We start from the raw sequence: 21,199 nt of genomic DNA on the forward strand, positions 1-21,199 counted from the left end.
AAAGAATACATTCTACTTTAAATTATGATACTCCTATGCTATACTTTAAGAAATTAAGGAATACTTAAATGCAATATGTATGGAACCCGTGCAATTTTTATAAAGTTATATACTATTAAGTTTTTTTATAGCCTCTTCTATAGCTTCCATTTTAGCCTCATATTTGTTGATTTCCTCTATTCGGTTTATACCGTCGCAAGCCTGCCATAATGAAACTAGAGCAACATAATCTTCTGCTCTATCATCTATATTATAATTATCAAAATGATAAGTTATACCTGAAAGAACACACTCAAAATCTGTAATAACAGCATCGTACATCTTTTCAGCTTTTTCAAAATCCTCTATTTCCTCAAAGCATAAAGCAGTCTTTATCATGTCCGGACCAACTAAACCTCTGTAGTTAGACATAACATTGCATGTAATATAGCTTTTATAATACATAACTTCCGCCCTAGATCTGGCATCTCCTGCTATTTCTGAAAAATCTGAAAGAACATCCAATATAGCCCTGTATATAGACGAAGTTATAACTATACTTACTCTATTAATGGCAGCAGAATCTTTAAAGCCTGATACTATATTATGAGATATCTTTGAAATAAGTTCATATATACTTTTTACCAAAATGTTAAGCTCTTCTCTATACCCGCCAAAATAGAAAGCATATATGAATCTTACAAAATCGCCGTATAATAATGCATTATTCGCTGTTAAATTAAAATCTATATTATCTATACCGCTTATATCTTTATTATCAATTAAATTTTTTATAACTTTAATAACACTCCCGTCATCTTCATAATGAAGTTTTGAATTTTCTGAAGTAAATAATTCTATAGCATTTAATTTTCTTTTTCCGCTAAACTCTCTTATATAGGAGTTCAATGTAGATTTAGCTAAAAAAGTATTGCCTACAGATAACGGCTTTAATATATCAGAATATTCACCATTAAATAGCTCATTAACTAGATGTTTTATTTCTTTAGTAGTCATAAAAAATAACCTCATTATTTTTATATATAATAATAGTATAGTAAATAATCATTAAATAATATATACTTTTTATTAATTTTAATATAAAATACACAAAATAAAAACTGATAGGATATATAAATAATGGAACTTTTAGCACCAGCTGGAAATAAAGAAAAATTAGAAGTAGCATATCATTACGGAGCAGACGCTGCATATATAGGCGGAGCATTATTTAATTTAAGACATCAAAGCAAAAATACTACAATAGAAGAACTTGCTGAATGCAGAGAGCTTGCAAAAAAATTAAATAAAAAAATGTATTTAACTTTAAATGCTTTTTTGCATGAATATGATAAAAATAATTTAAAAGAATATCTAAAAGAAATTCAAAACTTAAATATAGATGCTTTCATAGTTTCAGATTTAGGAGTACTAGGAATAGTTAAAGAAATTATACCAGAAGCTAATATTCATATAAGTACTCAGGCTTCTGTAACCAACAGCTATTCATGCAAAATATATGAAAGTCTTGGAGCAAGCAGAATAATACTTGCAAGAGAATTATCACTAGATGAAATAAAAGAAATCAGAGATAATACTGACTTGGAATTAGAAACTTTTGTACATGGTGCAGTGTGTATGTCATACTCTGGAAGATGTTTATTATCAAATTTTCTTAATAACAGAGATGCAAACGGAGGAGAATGCTCACAGGTTTGCAGATGGAATTTCAAAACATACATAGAAGAAAAAACAAGACCGGGCGAGTTTATGGAAATAGAAGAAGGAGAAAATCATTCTACAATATTAAGCAGCAGAGATTTGCAGATGGCTGAATATTTGCATTTGCTCCAGAAAGCTGGTATTGACTCCATAAAAATAGAAGGAAGAATGAAAAGCGTATATTATGTTGCAAATACTGTGAGGGTTTATAGAGTATTATTAGACTTACTTGACAGAATAGGATACGATTCATACCCTGAAGCAATAAAAAAAGAACCTATTGCAAGTTATTTAAAAGAACTTGATACCATAAGCAGAAGAGAAAGCGATACTGGTTTTTATTTCGGAAGAGATAATATCAAGCCTACATTAAAAGGATATTTGAAAGGCAGAAGACTTATGGGCATGATTTCTGATGACACTGAAGAATACGCAAAAATTACAGTATACAACACTATAAAAAATGGTGACAATTTAGTATATATAGGCAAAGATTTTATTAATCATAATGATAACCGATTCAAACTATTTATAAAAACAGAAGATAATGAGTTTGTAGAAGTTGATAATATTAGAAATATAGATAATGCATATATAAAATCAGGGGCTCATGATTTTAAAAAATATGATATTATAACTATAGAAGAAAATTAAAAGAATATTAAAAAAAATATGGTACTTGGTGTAGATTTCGGACGCAAAAAGACTGGCACTGCTTTTATGGATATGAATATAAAAATTCCTTTTCCTTTGCTTCTTATAGAAGAAAGCAATGCAAGAAAAGTTAAGCGTGCTTTGATGGATATAATAGAAGAAAAAAATATTGATACCGTTGTCTTCGGACTTCCTTTATCTGATGAAGGCAAAGAAAGCGAATGGTGTTCTGAGATAAGACGTTTTTCTGAGTTTTTATTAAAAAGCGTCAAAGTAAATGTTGTTTTTGTCGATGAATACGGCACTTCAAAAGAGGCTGATTATATATTAAGAGGAAAAAAAAATAGTGTTAAAAAAAAAGCTAATGATTTGATAGCTGCCGTTTTAATATTAGAAAATTATTTGAACGTTTTAAATATGAATAATAAAAATGATGACTTATAACTATTTACTATTTTTATAATTAAATAGTTATATATTAATAATTAAAAAATATAAGTTTTAAAAATATAACAAAAGGTAATAAAATATGAATCAAAATATAACTAAAAAATATATAACATTATCATCTATAATAGCAGTATTAATAATAATATTAATAGCTGTAATTCTATTAAAAAATAAAGGTTACTCCTTACCTACCCTAAAATCAATAAATTCAAATATATCCGAAATTATTATAAACAGAGGAGCTAATGAAACTATATCAATAAAATATAATGATAATAAATGGACTGTTAATGATAAATATAATGCTGACAATTCATTGATAGAAGCTATGACAAATGCATTAAACATTATTCAGCCTACAGAAATAGTTTCAAGGGGTGATGATGATGCTTTATTAAAATATAAATTATCTGATGATGAAGTATTATCAGTTGAAGCATTTGACAGTTCTTCAAAAAATGTTAGAAATATAAAGTTCGGTATGAAATCAGCATTTGGAAATAGTGTATACGCTAAAATAAATAATGATAAAAATATATATTTGCTTGGAAATACATCTTCTAATCCTAAAGATATATTTGATAAAACAGAAAATGATTTGATAAATAAAACTATTTCAAAAATAAAAAATGATGATATAGAAAATATAACTATAGAATATAATAATAATGCATATACTTTAGAAAAGCCTAAAGATAATACAAACAATGTATGGATTAAAACTTGGAATAATGCAGAAGTAAAAGCTAATGATGTTTATACAAGCGTATTTACATTGGCTAATTTAAATGCTGACGGATTAATAACTAATGAAAATATAAATAAAAATAATACGCTATATAAAATCAATATAAAAACTTCTGACAACAACAATAAAACATACGAAATATTAAACAAACTAGATGACAATAATTATGAAATAGTTAATACTGATGATAATAACAGATATTATATGACAGAAAATTCATTTAATACTTTTATAGAGGCGATTAATTACATAACCAAATAATTATTTAAAAAAATTTAAGAAAATAAAAATATTTAAAAGATATTGATAATTTATAATAAAGGCTTTGCGGTGCAGAGCCTTATTTTTTATATAAATTACATAGTGAAAGACTCGCCCAAATATACTTTACGTGCTAATGGGTTATTAACTATCTCTTCAGGAGTACCTTTTACTAATATCTGACCATTACCCATAATATATGCTCTGTCTGTAATTCTCAAAGTTTCACGTACATTGTGGTCAGTAATTAATATTCCAAGACCTTTATCTTTAAGAGAAGCTATAATATTTTGTATATCTATAACAGCAATAGGGTCAACTCCTGCAAAAGGCTCATCTAATAATATAAACTTAGGATTAACAGTTAACGCCCTTGCTATCTCGCATCTTCGCCTTTCGCCTCCAGAAAGAGTATATCCGTTTTGTTTTCTAACATGAGTTATATTAAACTCTTCAAGAAGCATATCTGTTATATCCATTCTATCCTTTGCAGATAACGCTTTATTATATTCAAGTATTGAAAGTAAATTATCTTCTACCGACATCTTACGGAAAATAGAAGCCTCCTGAGGAAGATATCCTATTCCAAGTGTAGCTCTCTGATGCATATGAAGATTCGTAATATCCAAATCATTCAAATATACATTTCCCGCAGTAGCTTTAACAAAACCTACTGTAATGTAAAAGCTAGTAGTTTTACCAGCACCATTAGGTCCTAAAAGCCCTACTACTTCTCCTTGTTTTACACTATAAGAAATATCGCCTATTATTTTTCTTTTACCGTAATATTTTGTAAGATTGACAGCACGTATCTCATAGGGATTTGATTTATCATAATTAAAGAAATTTTCTGCTGTTATTGGATTTGCAGAGGGTATATTACTGACATCATCTTTTTTTTTGAAAATATTTAAAAATTTACCAAGCATATACCCTCTCTATTTTATTTTTTATTATAAAATTATAAATTTACACTTGCGCCATGTTTTTCAGCATCCAAATTACCAATAGCTTTATCAAATGTATATAAATTTCTGCCTTTTAAATCACCCAAGATTTTTATTTTATCAAGAATATCATTAAATAATTCCTGTTCTTCAAGCTGTTCTTGTATAAACCAATCTAAGAATCTTAAAGTAATATAATCTTTTTTATCAAAAGAATGTCCTACAAGTTCATTTATACATGAAGTAATATATTCTTCATGTTTAACTACTGTTTCAAATAAATCTTCTACTGATTTAAAATCATTCTGAGGAGCATGCATTTCTCCTATAGTAGCCTGACCTCCCACTTTGTTAATAAAATCTCTAAACTTTTCAAAATGTTCTAATTCTTCTCTGTAATGACCATATAAAAATTTACTGCATCCTTTAAGTCCTTGTTTATCACACCAGCTAGCCATATTAAAATAAAGACTTGCTGAATACAATTCTTTATTTAATTGAACATTTAATGCTTTAATTGTTTCTTCATTATTAATTATAGACATAATAAAAACTCCTTTTAAATATATATTTTATAGCCTTTTTATTTTATATTAATGTATTAATCTTTACAATACTAAAAATGAATGAAAGATTAATAATATATTTTTACATTATAACATATTTTCTAAAAATATCATGTGTTAATAATTTTTATAATATTATAAATTCATTTTTTTATTAATAAAGCACTTGCAGAAAAATAAAAAAAGTATATAATAAACTGCGTAATAGAAAATCGAGTGGTTTATTTGATTGCTATTGCATCCATTTTGGTAAAATTATTTTGACCTTAACCTTCACAAAAGGGGAAAAGAGGCCATACGGACAGCCGGGTCAAAAGCCGATTTGCGATTCAATCGTGTTAAATTATTTATAAGGAATAAACGTACTTGTGAATGATCAACATGAGCAGTAAAAGTATAAATTACTGTATAGGCTCAAATAAACTAAAAAATAGTTAAAGATCTAATCAAGTACAATTATTTATCTTTATGTAAGGAAACTTATGTTAGAAAAATAATTGTATTTTTTTATATAAGATTTCCTTCTGCACAAGATGTGAGGAGGATTTTTATGCCGGACAAGATTAAACTATACGGGTTTAATAATCTTACAAAAAGTTTAAGTTTCAATATCTACGATGTCTGCTACGCAAAAACAGAACCAGAACAAAGAAAGTATATAGATTATATTGATGAGCAGTATAACTCTAAAAGATTAACTGAAATACTTTGCAATGTAACTGACTTAATAGGGGCTCATATACTAAACATATCAAAACAGGATTATGACCCTCAAGGTGCAAGCGTAACTATACTAATTTCAGAAGAGCCTTTAAATGATACTGTGCTTGATGAAACATGCAATAAAGGCAATATCGCATTTGTAGAAAAAGAAACAGTATGTGCACATTTAGATAAAAGCCATATAACAGTACATACATACCCAGAGTATCACCCAAATAAAAGCATATCATCATTCAGAGTTGATATTGATGTGTCTACTTGCGGTAAAATATCCCCTCTTAAAACTCTTAATTATTTAATACAATGCTTTGATTCTGATATAATATCAATAGACTATAGAGTTAGAGGATTTACACGTACAATAGACGGAAAAAAATGCTTTATAGATCATAAAATAACAAGTATACAGGATTATATAAGCGAAGAAATTCAAGAAAGATACGATGCCCATGACATAAATATATATAGTGCAAATATATTTCATACTATGATGATAATTAAAGAACTTAATCTCAGTAATTATCTCTTTGGAAAAGATGTTAATGAGTTTACTCCAAAGGAAAGACTTAAAATATCTAATGATCTTCGTCAGGAAATGATAGAAATATATTCAGGAAGCAATGTATACGATAATGAATAGACAAGAGAGAACCCCTATTGTTGAAGCATTAAAACAATACAGAAAAAAAAGAATAGTAAGTTTCGATGTACCAGGTCATAAGCAGGGAAAAAGCACAAAAGTTTTAATAGATGTACTTGGAGAAAAATGCGTTCAAATAGATTATAATTCATCAAAGCCTTTAGACAATGCCACTCACCCTATAGGAGTTATAAAAGAAGCTCAGGAATTAATGGCGGAAGCATTTAAAGCTAAAGAATCATTTTTTATGGTTGGCGGTACTACTTCTGCTGTTCAGGCTATGATATTTACTGCATGCAAATATGGAGATAAAATAATACTCCCTAGAAATGTTCATAAAAGTGCTATTAATGCTCTTGTTTTATGCGGTGCTGTACCTATATATGTAAATCCTGGGGTAAATAAGGAATTGGGTATATCTTTGGGAATGTCTGTAGAGGATATAAAAAATGCAGTAGAAAAAAACCCAGATGCTAAAGCTATATTCGTTAATAACCCTACCTACTACGGAATATGCTCTGACTTAAAAAAAATAGTAGAATTAGCTCATAAAAATAATATGCTTGTTTTAGCAGATGAAGCACATGGCACACATTTTTATTTTGGTGATAATCTTCCAATAAGTGCTATGGAAGCAGGTGCTGATATGAGCTGTGTAAGTCTTCATAAAACAGGAGGATCTCTCACCCAATCATCAGCACTTTTAATAAATAATAATGTTAATGGAAATCATGTAAGACAGATAATTAATCTTACTATGACTACAAGCCCTAACTATATACTTATGAGCAGTTTGGATATAGCAAGAAGCGAATTAGCTATTAACGGTAAAGAAATTTTTAAAACTGTTATCAATATGGCCAACTATGCCAGAAAAGAAATTAATAAAATAGGCGACTATTATGCATTTGGTGAAGAGATAATAAACAATGATGATGTATATTCTTTTGACAATACAAAACTATGCATACATACTAGAAAAATAGGTCTTGCTGGAATTGAAGTATATGATAAACTGCGTGATGAATACAATATACAAATAGAGTTCGGAGATATAGGAAATATTCTAGCTATAATATCAGTAGGCGACAGAACTCTTGAGCTTGAAAGACTTATAGCAGCATTGGCAGAATTAAAAAGAAAGTATAAAAAAGATTATACTCATTTATTTGATCATGAATATATTAATCCAATAGTAAAATACAGTCCTCAAAAAGCCTTTTATAGTAATAAGCATTCTGTAAAATTAGATAATTCCATAGGCAAAACTTCAGCAGAGTTTGTAATGGCATATCCTCCTGGTATACCTATAATAGCACCTGGTGAAGAGATAACTCAAGAGATTATAACATACATAAAATATGCAAAAGAAAAAGGCTGTGTAATGCAAGGCACAGAAGATATAGAATTAAATAATATACAAGTAATGGAGGAATAAAATGGAACTTTGGTATACAGAAAATCATACTGAGGAATCAAAATTTTCAATTAAAGTAGAAAAACAATTATATTCAGCACAGACTAATTTTCAAAGAATAGATGTATTTGAATCAAAAGAATTCGGTAAGTTCTTTACACTAGACGGACTTATTATGGTAACAGAAAAAGATGAGTTTATTTATCATGACATGATAGTACATATTCCAATGGCAAGTAATAGCAATATAAAAAATGTACTTGTAATAGGAGGCGGAGACGGAGGCACTGTAAGAGAATTAACACGCTACAAAACTATAGAAAAAATTGATATGGTAGAAATAGATGAACAAGTTGTAGAAACATGCAAAAAATATTTTCCATCAACAACATCTGGATTAAGCGATAAAAGAGTAAGTTTATATTTTCAAGACGGATTAAAGTTTGTAAGAGATGCTAAAGAAGGCGAATATGATTTAATAATAGTAGATTCCACAGATCCATTCGGACCTGGTGAAGGACTATTTACAAGAGAGTTTTACGGAAATTGTCATAAGGCATTAAGTAAAGACGGCATACTCGTAAATCAGCATGAATGTCCTTATTACAGCGATTATGCCTACAATATGCAAAGAGCTCACAGAAATATATACGAGACATTTAATATAGCTAAAGTGTATCAGGCTCATATACCAACCTACCCTAGCGGACATTGGCTTTTCGGATTTGCCTCAAAAACTATAGATCCTATAAAAGACCTCAAAGAAGAAGAGTGGCTTAAACATAATTTGGACACAAAATATTATAATCTTGATATACATAAAGGCTGTTTTGCTTTGCCTACTTATGTAAAAAAATTATTGGAGCAGTCTCATCATGAATAATCAGCCTAATATATTTATGGCATTGGATTCTAGTTTTGAAGAAAGTGATATAGTGGTATTCGGTGCTCCTTATGACGGAACTGTCAGCTACAGACCTGGTACAAGATTTGCACCTCAATCTATAAGACAAGAATCTTTCGGTATAGAAACTTATTCACCGTATCAGGAAAAAGATTTGGAAGACTTGAAAGTTTTTGATTACGGAGATTTGGAGTTTCCTATGGGAAACAGAGAGAAAGCTCTTGACATCATATATCAAACTTCTAAAAAAATTGTAGAAAGCAGCAAAATACCTTTTATGATTGGCGGTGAGCATTTAGTAACCTTGCCTGCATTTAAGGCGGTATTTGAAAAATATAATGACATAATTTTAATACAATTTGATGCCCATGCAGATTTAAGAGAAGATTATTTAGGAGAAGGTTTAAGTCATGCTTGTGTTATGCAGAGATGTTATCAGCTTATGAAAAGTAAAGAGCTGTATCAATTCGGCATAAGGTCTATGACTAAAGAAGAACATGAATTTGCTAAAAAACATACTATATTAGAAAAGTTTTCAGCAAATACTGTATTAGAGGCAAAAGAAAAAATAAAAGATAAACCAGTATATATTACAATAGACCTTGATGTATTAGATCCTTCAATATTTTCAGGTACTGGAACTCCAGAGGCAGGAGGTCTTACTTACAAGGAACTTCAGAAAGCTATACTTGATATGAGAGGATTAAATATAGTAGGTGCTGATGTTAATGAACTTTCTCCAGATTATGACAGCAGCAAAGTATCAACTATAACTGCATGCAAGGTTATAAGAGAAATGCTTATGATAATATGATTATAATAATTGGGTATATTAATTAATGTTTAATATACCCATTTTATTAAATATTTATGAATTATGTTCTTTAGAATCTAAATTACCTACATACTTATCAAATGTATAAAGATTTCTTCCTTGCAAATCTCCTAAAATCTTTATTTTTTTGATAATATCATTAAATAATTCTTCCTCTTCTAATTGCTCTTCAACAAACCATTCTAAAAACTTTAATGTAACATAATCTTTGTTATCAATAGCTATGCCAACTAATTTATTAATACAGGAAGTAATATACTCTTCATGCTTAACAACTTTTTCAAAAAGCTCTACTGCATTATTAAAACTGAACTCTGGAGCTTTCATCTCTCCCATTATAGCCTGTCCGCCAGCCTTATTTATAAACTCTCTAAACTTCTCCAAATGTGTATGCTCTTCAGCTGAGTGATTATATAAAAAAGCACTGCATCCTTTTAAACCTTCTTTTTCGCACCAGCCAGCCATATTAAAATACAAATTAGCTGAATAATGCTCTAAATTTAAATGTTCATTTAGTAATTTTACTGTTTCTTCTTTTATTATTGACATATAAAAACTCCATTTTTTAGATTTTACTAACATTATGTTATAGTATTATAACATTTATTACAATACTATAACAATAAATAAAGCCATATTTTTTAGGATTTTTGTAAATATTATTATATAGATTAAAACATTTATAACAAATTTTTCATACAAATAGGTATTAAAAACTTGTTACAAATAAAGAATTATTTATTAGAATTACACTTTATAAAAACTACTGTAATAATGTCAAAGCATTCTGAGGCATATTATTAGAATGAATAAGCATAGCCAAAGCCGATTGAGATTTTATAGAGCTTATTGTTTCATAAATAGAAGCCTCTGCTATATCCTTATCCATTTTTTTACTTCCATAAGAAACCATATTTTCATAATAAGTCATAAGTCCATGCGTATACTCATCAAATCTGTTCTGATAGGCCCCTAAATCTGCTCTTTGTTTTATAACATATTTAATAGCCTCATCTATTACACCTATACTTTTATTTGCATTGCTTACAGAAGAAACAGAAATATAATCATTAAGTTCATTTTTTAATTTTAAAGAATTCGCTGTAATTGCAGCAATATAAACTCTTTTTCTTTGATACCTTCCAGCTCCTATATGAATCCACATACTTGCTGAAGCATTGTCGGAGTTTGCAAATCTTCCTGTAAATATTTTTAAAGTATTAAATTGTGCCTGACTTGCTATTTTATCTATTTCATCTATCAAACCTGATACTTATGCCTGCATATATAATCTATCAGTATTACTGTATACACCATTTGAAGCTTTTATAGATAATTCTCTTATACGCTGAAGTATACTCATAGTTTCTTCTATATAGCCGTCAGCAGTTTGAATAAATGATATTCCGTCCTGAGTATTTTTTTCTGCACGCATTAAATATCTGGCCTGTACAAGCTGTCCTTTTTCGCTTGCAAATAATTTTGGAAATTTTTTTCTGCTGTCATTTGCATTAACTTTCAAAAACCTATTCGCTCTTATAGCATTCACATTATTAGTTATTATCATAAATTACTCCAATAACTATCCCCCACAACCCACAATAAAAATTATAACGCATTAAAAATATTTTGCAAATTTTCATGCAATTATTCTATTATAAAATTTAGAAAATAATTTATTTTGTATAAAATTACATAAAGTTATCATAATATAATTTATATTTCATAAAATCGGAATTCTTTATAATTGCTGTAATAATTATAAGTAATTATGAAAGGATAAATAAAAAAAATATACAATAATCAAAAATCATTATAAAAATATAAAACAAAACATACATAATTAACTCATATAATATTTAACTACAATAAATACTAAAATAAATCAGTAATCCTAAAATCCAAAATTATAAATACCAAAAAAGTATAAACAAATCTACTGCTGATTTCTTTTTTATTTTCACTCTTTTTAAAATCAATAGTGATATCTACTGGTTCATCATATTCTATATCTGCATCGGCTTTCGCAGATATTGTAAAAATATCTCCGTCATTTGCAGGAAATGTATATGTTATAGTATCATTATATCCCAATACATCATTTGTATACATATCATATCTTTTAGCAAATGCCTTAAAAGCTCCATAACTTGCTTCTATATTTTTTACCTTTTTAATTTCTTTTTTCAAATTCTTTTTGTCTAATTTTATAAGTGTTAATTGATTTATTGACTGTGCTAATTCATAATCCTCAAGCTGTTTTCTCCATTTATCTATAGTTTTATTATCCATTTCTACAGGAGTTGACAAAGCTATAAAATTATCAGAATTAATCTTTACTTTTTCTTCATCACAATTTGAATAACTTCCATCATTTGAATATCTAAAAGTTGTTATAATTTTTTTATCTTTATCATACAGATTCCATATCAAAGAAGATGCAAATTTATTCATTAAATAATTATCAATAAAAACTTCTTTAAATAAATCATAGCTGAATATATCCCCATCTATTAATATAATACTTAAAAGATCAGAATTATGATTAACAAACTTTGGTATTTCTTTTCTTAATTCTTTGATTTCTTCTTTTAATTTTTCATCAAAATTTTTAGGTACTTTTTTTACTTCTTTATTATTTTTTATATCAAACAAAGTTAAACTATAATCATTATTAACAATTAATTTATAATCATCATTTAATATTTTTTCACCTTGAAAATTAAATCCGTAATTAGGTGTACATCTTAATCTAAACTCACTATAACCGATATTCATTTTTTCAAGTAATTCATTAATCATTTTCCCAGCTTCTTTGCGAACTCCGGCATTCTTTGTAGTTATATATATTTCATATAATAAGCTCTGGGCATATCTGCTTTCTATATTGAATTTTATCATTATAAGGAAAACTTTTGAATCAATACCTAATAATATTAATTCAGATATCTCTTTTAAAGCTTCATCTCCTCCGTACATAGCATAAATAAAACCTGCAATCTCTGTGTTTTGATTTTCTAAATAAATTTCTCTAATGAACTTTAAAAATGATTCAAAGTCAAGCAAGTTAACTATATTATCAATTTTTTCTAATCTGTTAACCATTCTTTTTAAAGATAAATACTCTGAATATATATACTTTATCACTGTAATATTTACTTCTCTTGATTTATCTTTTATTAGTACATGGCAATCTTTTATAAAGTCAAGTTTTTTATCTTCTTTTTTAGCATTATATTTTTTTTCAGCATACTTTTCTGCTTTTTCTATAGTTTTGAAATTATAATCTTTTGTAACAAATAAAAGCTCCTTAGAAAAATCACTTTCAATTCTTTTTCTTAATCTTACAATTCTTTTATTTTTATCTTTTGCAATAAGATTATATATTTCTTTGACATTAAATTTTGTTATAGTTATATAATCTTCTTTAGGATAAAATGCCTGCATATATACTTTAAGTCTTGTATGTAATTTATCTTCATCATCGCAAAAAGTACCAACTTCTTCTAAATTATCTAAATTCCAATTTTCTAAAGACTCATAATGATCAAACTTACACGCAAATCTAAATAGTCCAGCAGCGGTGATTAGTTTTTGTGTATCCCATTTATCAAGAGGCTGATTAAAACTTTGAGCCATATAAAACATCATATCCATATTTTCTACATTAGACACATTCCAACTATTTAAAGGCTGATCAAATTTCATACATGAGAAAAATGTCTTTTCCATATTTACAACATTAGAAGTGTCCCATTTATCAAAAGGCTGATTTAATTTTTCGCATTGCCTAAACAAAGAATCCATATTTGTAACATTAGAAACGTCCCAATCATTAAGATTCTGATTAAAAACATCACAATATGCAAACATACTTGATAAATCTTTAACTTTAGAAGTATTCCATTTATTTAAAGGCTTATTAAAAACTTTTGCCTGCAAAAACATAAATGACATATCGGAAACATTAGAAGTGTCCCACTTATCTAAAGGCTGATTAAAATTAGAACAATGAGCAAACATATTATTCATACTTTTAACTTTAGATACATTCCAATTACTTAAATCAGGATTAAAATCTATATTTGAATATCTTACCAACGCATTATAGCCCATATATGCAAACATCATATCCATATTTGTAACATTAGAAACGTCCCAATCTTCTATGCCTTCAAAATCTTTTCTCTTACTTTCATAAAAAAGCTTACTCATATCTGTTATAAGACTTGTATCAATATAACAAAGTTTTATACCGTCAGTAAATACTAATTCCTTTAATTCTTTTTTTGTTTCAGGCTTGTATTTCCTCATAAATTTACTCCTACGTAGTAATTTACATAACTTTAATATAGTTAGTATAATATATGTTATATAATTTTTCTACACTAGAGAATAATTTTATTTATAATACTATTTTATAAAATAGCTGCTTAAATAATTAGTACAAAATTCTAAATGTTATATTTTTAGATACAAAAAATTAATCATAGTTTTTCATGCATATAAAAAATAAATATGCTATAGTTATTTCTTATACAAAATATAAAAAATAACTATAGCATAAAAATATCTCATTAAATAAATATAAGTTCACAACTTTTTTATTTCTTCTAAACTCAATCCTGTTAATTCACTAATAAGATTAATATCCATGTTTTTCTTTTTCATATTTTTGGCTAATGAGTATTTTTCTTTTTCCATACCTTTTTCCATACCTTTTTCCATACCTTTCTCTATACCCTCTTTTATACCTTCTTCCTTTCCTAATCTTCTTTCCTCATCAAGCATTATCTGATTACCATATAAATAAGCCTCTTTTTTCTCATATTCCATCATCATTAATCTGCTTTTTACAAAATTATTATATTTTTTTTGTACTTCTTCCATTATAGGTTTTTCTTTTACTATTTCGGACATAGATGCCTCCAAATTTTTGCTTGTAAATATTTTTAGCCAATAATTTAAATCTTTAGATAATACATTTTTCTTAAATTTTTTTAACTCTATTATATGTATCTGCAGATGATCCGTTAAAAGTTTTTTATTATTCATCTCATAAAGCATATAACAGGAATGTATATTTTTTGTTTTATCTAAATTGAAATTGAGAAGATTAATACTTATTACAGGAGTAAGCTCATCATATCTTTCACCATGCTTCAATAATTTACTGTAATTAGCTGCCCAATAATAAAGTATGCGTTCTGGAAATCTAGAATTACCTTGTAATTGTATCTCTATTATAACAACTGAACCATTTTGAGTAATACACTTAACATCAACGATCGTTTCTTTTAAATTTTTATTTTTTTTCAAGTTAAATGGAGTAAGTATTTCTACAGAACGAAAAGTCTTCATATTAGCATTAATCATTATAGAATTGATAAAATCTAAAAGTATAGACTCACTGCTGCCTTTATCAGTAAATAGGTAGCGTATAAAATAATCATTCAAAGGATTAAAATATTTTATTTGTTTAGTATTTGATTTCTTTTCCATATGTAAATTATACTAAAAAATATTAAGTTTGTCAAAACTAAATTATTTTTTAATCTATACAAATAATTTTAATTCTATCTTATTTATTAGAATTTTACTTAATCAAAATAAATCCGTAAGTCTAAAATCCCAAATTATTAATACTAATAAAGTATAAACAAATCTTTTACTTATTTCTTTTTTGTTTTCATTCTTTTTAAAATCAATAGCAATGTTTATTTGCTCATCATATTCTCCCTGAATTTTTGAAGTCATAGTCAAAATATCTCCGTAATTTGATGTAAAGGAGTATGTTACGATACCATCATATGCAATTACATCACTAATATGCATTTCATATTTTTTAGTAAAATACTTAAAAGCACTATAACTTACTTTTATATTTTTTATTTTATTTATTTCTTTTTCCAAATTATCTTTATCTAACTTTATGACAGTTAATTGATTTATTGGCTGTACTATTTCATAATCTTCAAGCTGTTTTCTCCATTTATTCATAGTGTCATCGTCCATTTCTATAGGACTTGCTAAACTTATAAAACTATTATCATCAATTTTTACTTCTTCATCTTCACAGTTTGAATAACTTCCATCACCTGAATATCTGAAAGTTGTTATAAATAAATTATCTTTGCCGTATAGATTCCATATCATAGATAATGAAAATTTATTCATCATAACATTATCAATAAAAATATCTTTGAATATATCATAACTATATTTATTACCATTTATTAATGTAATTGCTAAAAGATTAGAATTATTTTTAATAAAATTTTTTATTTCTTTTCTTAATCCATTTATTTCTTTTTTTAACTTTTCATCAATATTTTTAGGAATCTTTTTTAATTCTTTATGATTTTTTATATCAAAAAGACACAAAGAATAATCACTATTCAAAATTAATTTATAATCTTCATTTAATACTCTTTCACCTTTGAAATTAAATCCAAAATCAAGAGCATATCTTAATCTAAATTCAGCATAATCAATATTCATTATTTCAAGTAATTCATTAATTATTCTTTTTGCTTCTTCTCTAACTTCTGTTTTCTTTGTATTTGTATATATTTGATATAATAATTTAAGTGCATATTTACTTTGATTATTTAATTTAATTATTATAAGTAAAAGTTTTGTATCATGTGCTTTTTTATATATATTTTTTAAAGCTTCATCTCCTCCGTATAAACAATAAATAAAAGCAGCAGTTTCTTTATTAGTTTCATCATAAATATTTTTAATAAACTTTATAAACGATTCTTTATCAAGTAAATTAACTATATTATCAATCTGCGTTAATCTTTTAATATCTCTTTTAAGAAATAAATATTCCAAATATATATACTTTATAACATTAATATTAACTTCTCTTGATTTATCTTTTATTAAAACTCTACAATCATTTATAAAGCTCACTTTTTTATCATCTTTTTTATTATAATTATTTTCAATATACTTTTCTGCTTCTTCTATAGTTTTGAAATTATAATTTTCTGTAACATATGAAAGTTCTTCACTAAACTCGCTTTCTAATCTCTTTTTTAATACTGCAACTTTTTTATTAGTATCTTCTGAAATAAAATCGTATATTTCTTTGACATTATCTTTTGTGATAGTTAAATAATTTTGATAAGAACCATAAAATGCCTGAAGATATGTCCTAATTCTCAAAGGCAATTTTTCTTTATCATCGCATAATTCATTCATATTTAATATTTTATTTAAATTCCAATTTGCTAATGAATCATAACAATCATAGCTTTTAGCATACTTAAACATCGAGTCAATTTTTTTTAAGTTTTTTGTATCCCATTTATTAAGAGGCTTATTAAATGAAACAGCAGCACAAAACATAGTTTCCATATTTTTTACATTGTATACATTCCAACTATTTAAAGGCTGATTAAAAGCTTCACATTGTACAAACATCTCATGCATGTTTTCAACATTTGAAGTATCCCATTTATAAAGCGGCTGATTAAATTTATAAGCTCTTCTAAATGTACCTTCCATAGTTTTTACATTAGATACGTCCCAATCATTAAGAGGCTGATTAAAAACTTCACACTCGCAAAACATATAACTTAAATCTTCAACTTTACTAACATTCCAATTATTTATGTTTTGATTAAATTTTTTAGCATAATTAAACATAAAGCTCATACTCTTAACATTAGAAGTATTCCATTTATACAAAGGCTGATTAAATTTTATAGCTGCCTGAAACATGCCGCTCATATTTTTTACTTTAGATACATTCCAGTTATTTAAAGTATGATTAAAATCCATTGCCCAAAAAAACATAAATGACATATCCTCAACATTAGAAGTATCCCAATCTTCTATTCCTTCAAAATCTTTTCTTTCACTTTTATGAAAAAGATAACTCATATCTGTAATAAGGCTTGTATCAACACAATCAAGTTTTATACCGCCTGTAAATACTAATTTTTTTAATTCTTCTTTTGTTGCTGGTTTGTATTTCTTCATAATGTAATCAAAATTAATTATGTATATTTATTGTTTTTAGAGCATGCATAAACATATGATGCCTACTCTATAAGATAATTAAAATAAATCTGTAAGTCTAAAATCCCAAATCATTAATACTAACAAAGTATAAACAAATCTTTTACTTACCTCATCACCATTTTCATTATCAAAATAAATATTAATTTTTACTCTGTCATGAAAATCAGTATTGGAATCAACATCCGCATCTATAGTAAAAGTATCTCCATTCTTTGTTTTTAAAGAATAACTTGAAACAACATCATATCCTATATATTCAGCATACATTTCATATCTCGAACCGAAAGCCTTGAAAGTACCATAAGCTATTTCTGAATTATCTATTTTTTCTAATTCGCTTTTCAAATTATCTTTATCTAATTTTATAACTGTTAATTGCTGTAAAGGCTGTGCTATTTCATAATCTTCAAGCTGTTTTCTCCATTTATTTATAGTATCATCGTCCATTTCTACAGGGCTAGCCAAACTCACAAAAGTATTATCATCAATTTTTACTTCTTCATCTTTACAGTTTGAATAACTTCCGTCACCTGAATATCTGAAAGTTGTTATGAAATTATAATCTTTATCATACAGATTCCATATCAAAGATGAAGCAAATCTATTCATCATAGCATTATCAATAAAAATCTCTTTGAATATATCATAACCGTATTTCTCTCCGCTTGCTAATAAAACAGCTAAAAGATAAGAAGTATCTTTCATAAAGGAAGGAATTTCTTTTCTTAATTTTGTTACCTCTTCTTTTAAATCTTCATCAAAGTTTTGAGGAATCTTTTTTAATTCTTTATTATTTTTTATATCAAAAAGCCTCAAAGAATAATCACTATTCAAAATTAATTTATAATTTTTATTCAACACTTTTTCACCTTTAGAATTAAATCCGAAATCAGATGAATATCTTAATTGGAACTCGTTATAGCTAATATCCATTTTTTTCATCACTTCTTCAATTAAATTATAAGCTTCATAACGTACTTCAGATTTTTTTGTATTTGAATATATTTCATATAATAATCTAAGTGCATATTTACTTTCTATATTTAATTTAATTATTAAAAGCGAGAGTTTTGTGTCATGTTCTTTTTTATATATATTTTTTACAGCATCATCTCCTCCGTATAAACAATAAATAAAAGCAGCTGTTTCTTTATTAGTTTCATCATAGATATTTTTAGCAAAATTTACAAATGATTCTTTATCAAGTAAATTAACGATATTGTCAACCTGCATTAATTTTTTTACATCTCTTTTAAGCAGCAAATATTCCAAATATATATATTTTAAAACTTTATTTGCAACTTCTCTCGATTTATCTTTTATTAAAACCTTATAATCATTTATAAAGCTTACTTTCTTATCATCTTTTTTATTATAATTATCTTCAACATACTTTTCTGCTTCTTCTATAGTTTTGAAATTATAATTATCAGTAACAGATGAAAGCTCTTCACTAAACTCGCTTTCTAATCTCTTTTTTAATGACAAGATTTTTTTATTTGTGTCTTTTGATATTAAATCATATACTTCTTTGACATTATCTTTTGTAATAGTTAAATAATCTTTGTAAGAACCATAAAAAGCCTGAAGATACGCTTTGATTTTTAAAGGCAGTTCTTCATACCTGCCAAAGCATAAATTACTCATTTCTGATACTTTGTTCAAATCCCAGTTTGATAATGAATCAAAACAATTATAACCTTTAGCAAAGTCAAACATTCCAAACATTGTTTTTAATTTTTTTGTATTCCATTTATCTAAAGGCTGATTAAAAGCTTCAGTACCGCGAAACATAGCTTCCATAGTTTTTACATTGGAAACATTCCAACTATTTAAAGGCTGATTAAATTTTAAACTTTCATTAAACATCTCATTCATATTTTCAACCTTTGAAGTATCCCATTTATCTAAAGGCTGATTGAATTTAAAAGCACTTCTAAACATACCCTCCATAGTTTTTACTTTAGATACGTCCCAATCATTAAGAGGCTGATTAAAATTAACACATATACTAAACATATAACCCATATCTTCAACTTTACTAACATTCCAATTATTTATATTTTGATTAAACGCTTTAGCATAATTAAACATAGCCCTCATAGTTGTAACATTAGAAACATCCCATTTGTCTAAAGGCTGATTAAAACTTTCAGCCACCTGAAACATGCCGCTCATATTTGTTACTTTAGATACATTCCAACTATTTAAAGGCTGATTAAATTTTTTACAATTATCAAACATTCTAAACATATCCTCAACATTAGAAACGTCCCATTTATCTAAAGGCTGATTAAAATCATGACAATAATAAAACATAAAACTCATATGCTTAACTTTGGATACATTCCAATTATTAAGATTACGATTAAACTTAGCTTTAGAACGGCTTTCAAAACTATCATAACTCATATATGCAAACATATATGACATATCCTCAACATTAGAAACGTCCCAATCTTCTATGCCTTCAAAATCTTTTCTGCTGCTTTTATAAAAAAGTTCGCTCATATCAGTAATTAGGCTTGTATCTACATCATAAAGTTTTATTCCGTCAGTATAGACTAATTTTTCTAATTCTTCTTTTGTTTCAGGTTTGTATTTCTTCATATATGCTCCTTAATAAGTTTACATAATTTTAAGTTGTACTTGTAGTATAATATATATTGTGTAAATTTTCTATATAAAAAAATAATTTTATTTTATTAATATAACAGAGTATACTATTTATACCAATATTATAATTTATTTTAAATCGAAAAATAATTATATTTAGATTATTAATTTTTTATTAGGCTTGTTTAAAAACTAAATTAATAAATAGTTATACCTAAACAATTAAATTTTTTACAAATTATAATTTTAGGTATATAATAAGTTCATTAATAACAATTATTTTTCATAATTTATAGTTTTCTGTTTTATGAATTAATTCTTTTAATTCATCATAATAAACATTTTCTAATTTTTCAATAAAATCTTTTAATTTGTGATACTTGATAGATTCTGTATAAACTTCTTTAATATTGCATTCTTCAAGCATAGATAAAAGTTTTTTCTTATGATTTCCTCTAGCAATAAAATAAATATTAAGTATTGATTTTATATTTTTAAAAGAAAAAGCATTCTCAAAAATATTATCAATAACACAAGTTTTATTTATTTCCCAATCCTCTATTGATTGATTAAAACTTTCACAGCCTGAAAAAATGCTATTCATATTTTTTACTTTACTCACATTCCAGTTATTTAAAGGCTGATTAAAATTTTCGGCTCCAAAAAACATGCAGCACATATTTTCAACATTAGAAGTATC

General features: G+C 26.4%; 18 protein-coding genes. 7 read left to right on the forward strand and 11 right to left on the reverse strand.

What is annotated here, in order from left to right; all coding sequences use genetic code 11:
• Window positions 1-105: 105 nt before the first annotated feature.
• Complete coding sequence (locus Q1X91_RS08035) at window positions 106-996, reverse strand: hypothetical protein (RefSeq protein WP_300755587.1); 891 nt, start codon at window positions 994-996, stop codon at window positions 106-108.
• A gap of 123 nt (window positions 997-1,119) precedes the next feature.
• Between Q1X91_RS08035 and Q1X91_RS08040 the strand changes: the two genes are divergently transcribed.
• From Q1X91_RS08040 to Q1X91_RS08050, 3 genes are all read left to right on the forward strand, one after another.
• Entirely contained in the window at window positions 1,120-2,355 is a 1,236-nt protein-coding gene (locus Q1X91_RS08040) for a peptidase U32 family protein (protein WP_300755589.1), read from the forward strand.
• 18 nt (window positions 2,356-2,373) lie between these two features.
• Window positions 2,374-2,799 carry a Holliday junction resolvase RuvX gene (gene ruvX / locus Q1X91_RS08045; RefSeq protein WP_300755592.1) on the forward strand — a complete coding sequence of 142 codons (426 nt, stop codon included), beginning with the start codon at window positions 2,374-2,376 and terminating at the stop codon, window positions 2,797-2,799.
• Window positions 2,800-2,884: 85 nt separating this feature from the next.
• Window positions 2,885-3,814 (forward strand): DUF4340 domain-containing protein, encoded by a 930-nt coding sequence (locus tag Q1X91_RS08050; protein WP_300755595.1) that lies wholly within the window; start codon window positions 2,885-2,887, stop codon window positions 3,812-3,814.
• A 95-nt stretch (window positions 3,815-3,909) separates the two neighbouring features.
• On the opposite strand, the gene lptB is transcribed toward Q1X91_RS08050, so the two are convergent.
• Window positions 3,910-4,743 (reverse strand): LPS export ABC transporter ATP-binding protein, encoded by an 834-nt coding sequence (gene lptB, locus Q1X91_RS08055; protein WP_300755598.1) that lies wholly within the window; start codon window positions 4,741-4,743, stop codon window positions 3,910-3,912.
• A 32-nt stretch (window positions 4,744-4,775) separates the two neighbouring features.
• Window positions 4,776-5,306: a ferritin gene (locus tag Q1X91_RS08060; protein ID WP_300755601.1), complete on the reverse strand. Its 531-nt coding sequence runs from the start codon at window positions 5,304-5,306 to the stop codon at window positions 4,776-4,778.
• A gap of 571 nt (window positions 5,307-5,877) precedes the next feature.
• Between Q1X91_RS08060 and speD the strand changes: the two genes are divergently transcribed.
• The 4 genes from speD to speB are packed head-to-tail and all read left to right on the forward strand — an operon-like array spanning window position 5,878 to window position 9,825.
• A complete protein-coding gene (gene speD / locus Q1X91_RS08065) occupies window positions 5,878-6,690 on the forward strand; it encodes an adenosylmethionine decarboxylase (protein ID WP_300755604.1) in 813 nt (270 codons plus the stop codon).
• Window positions 6,683-8,128 carry an aminotransferase class I/II-fold pyridoxal phosphate-dependent enzyme gene (locus Q1X91_RS08070; protein WP_300755607.1) on the forward strand — a complete coding sequence of 482 codons (1,446 nt, stop codon included), beginning with the start codon at window positions 6,683-6,685 and terminating at the stop codon, window positions 8,126-8,128. The genes speD and Q1X91_RS08070 overlap by 8 nt, the downstream gene beginning before the upstream one ends.
• A gap of 1 nt (window position 8,129) precedes the next feature.
• Window positions 8,130-8,990 (forward strand): polyamine aminopropyltransferase, encoded by an 861-nt coding sequence (gene speE / locus Q1X91_RS08075; protein WP_300755610.1) that lies wholly within the window; start codon window positions 8,130-8,132, stop codon window positions 8,988-8,990.
• Window positions 8,983-9,825, forward strand: a complete 843-nt coding sequence (gene speB, locus Q1X91_RS08080) for an agmatinase (protein ID WP_300755612.1) — start codon at window positions 8,983-8,985, stop codon at window positions 9,823-9,825. The genes speE and speB overlap by 8 nt, the downstream gene beginning before the upstream one ends.
• Window positions 9,826-9,879: 54 nt before the next feature.
• Here speB and Q1X91_RS08085 read toward each other — a convergent pair whose 3' ends face one another.
• The 8 genes from Q1X91_RS08085 to Q1X91_RS08120 form a co-directional block, all read right to left on the reverse strand.
• A complete protein-coding gene (locus Q1X91_RS08085) occupies window positions 9,880-10,395 on the reverse strand; it encodes a ferritin (RefSeq protein ID WP_300755614.1) in 516 nt (171 codons plus the stop codon).
• A gap of 214 nt (window positions 10,396-10,609) precedes the next feature.
• Window positions 10,610-11,110, reverse strand: a complete 501-nt coding sequence (locus Q1X91_RS08090; RefSeq protein ID WP_300755616.1) for a flagellin — start codon at window positions 11,108-11,110, stop codon at window positions 10,610-10,612.
• Window positions 11,111-11,119: 9 nt separating this feature from the next.
• The gene (locus Q1X91_RS08095; protein WP_300755619.1) at window positions 11,120-11,413 is read right to left on the reverse strand and encodes a hypothetical protein; all 294 of its coding nucleotides are present in this window, start codon (window positions 11,411-11,413) and stop codon (window positions 11,120-11,122) included.
• 308 nt (window positions 11,414-11,721) lie between these two features.
• Complete coding sequence (locus Q1X91_RS08100; protein WP_300755621.1) at window positions 11,722-14,160, reverse strand: BspA family leucine-rich repeat surface protein; 2,439 nt, start codon at window positions 14,158-14,160, stop codon at window positions 11,722-11,724.
• Between the two features lie 279 nt (window positions 14,161-14,439).
• Complete coding sequence (locus Q1X91_RS08105; RefSeq protein WP_300755624.1) at window positions 14,440-15,348, reverse strand: Rpn family recombination-promoting nuclease/putative transposase; 909 nt, start codon at window positions 15,346-15,348, stop codon at window positions 14,440-14,442.
• 102 nt (window positions 15,349-15,450) lie between these two features.
• A complete protein-coding gene (locus tag Q1X91_RS08110; RefSeq protein ID WP_300755627.1) occupies window positions 15,451-17,841 on the reverse strand; it encodes a BspA family leucine-rich repeat surface protein in 2,391 nt (796 codons plus the stop codon).
• A 78-nt stretch (window positions 17,842-17,919) separates the two neighbouring features.
• Window positions 17,920-20,493, reverse strand: a complete 2,574-nt coding sequence (locus tag Q1X91_RS08115; protein ID WP_300755629.1) for a BspA family leucine-rich repeat surface protein — start codon at window positions 20,491-20,493, stop codon at window positions 17,920-17,922.
• Window positions 20,494-20,782: 289 nt separating this feature from the next.
• On the reverse strand, window positions 20,783-21,178 hold the full coding sequence (locus tag Q1X91_RS08120; RefSeq protein ID WP_366945505.1) for a BspA family leucine-rich repeat surface protein: 396 nt from the start codon (window positions 21,176-21,178) through the stop codon (window positions 20,783-20,785).
• Window positions 21,179-21,199: the final 21 nt, after the last annotated feature.

Source organism: uncultured Brachyspira sp., assembly GCF_949287625.1.
Classification (GTDB): Bacteria; Spirochaetota; Brachyspiria; order Brachyspirales; family Brachyspiraceae; genus Brachyspira.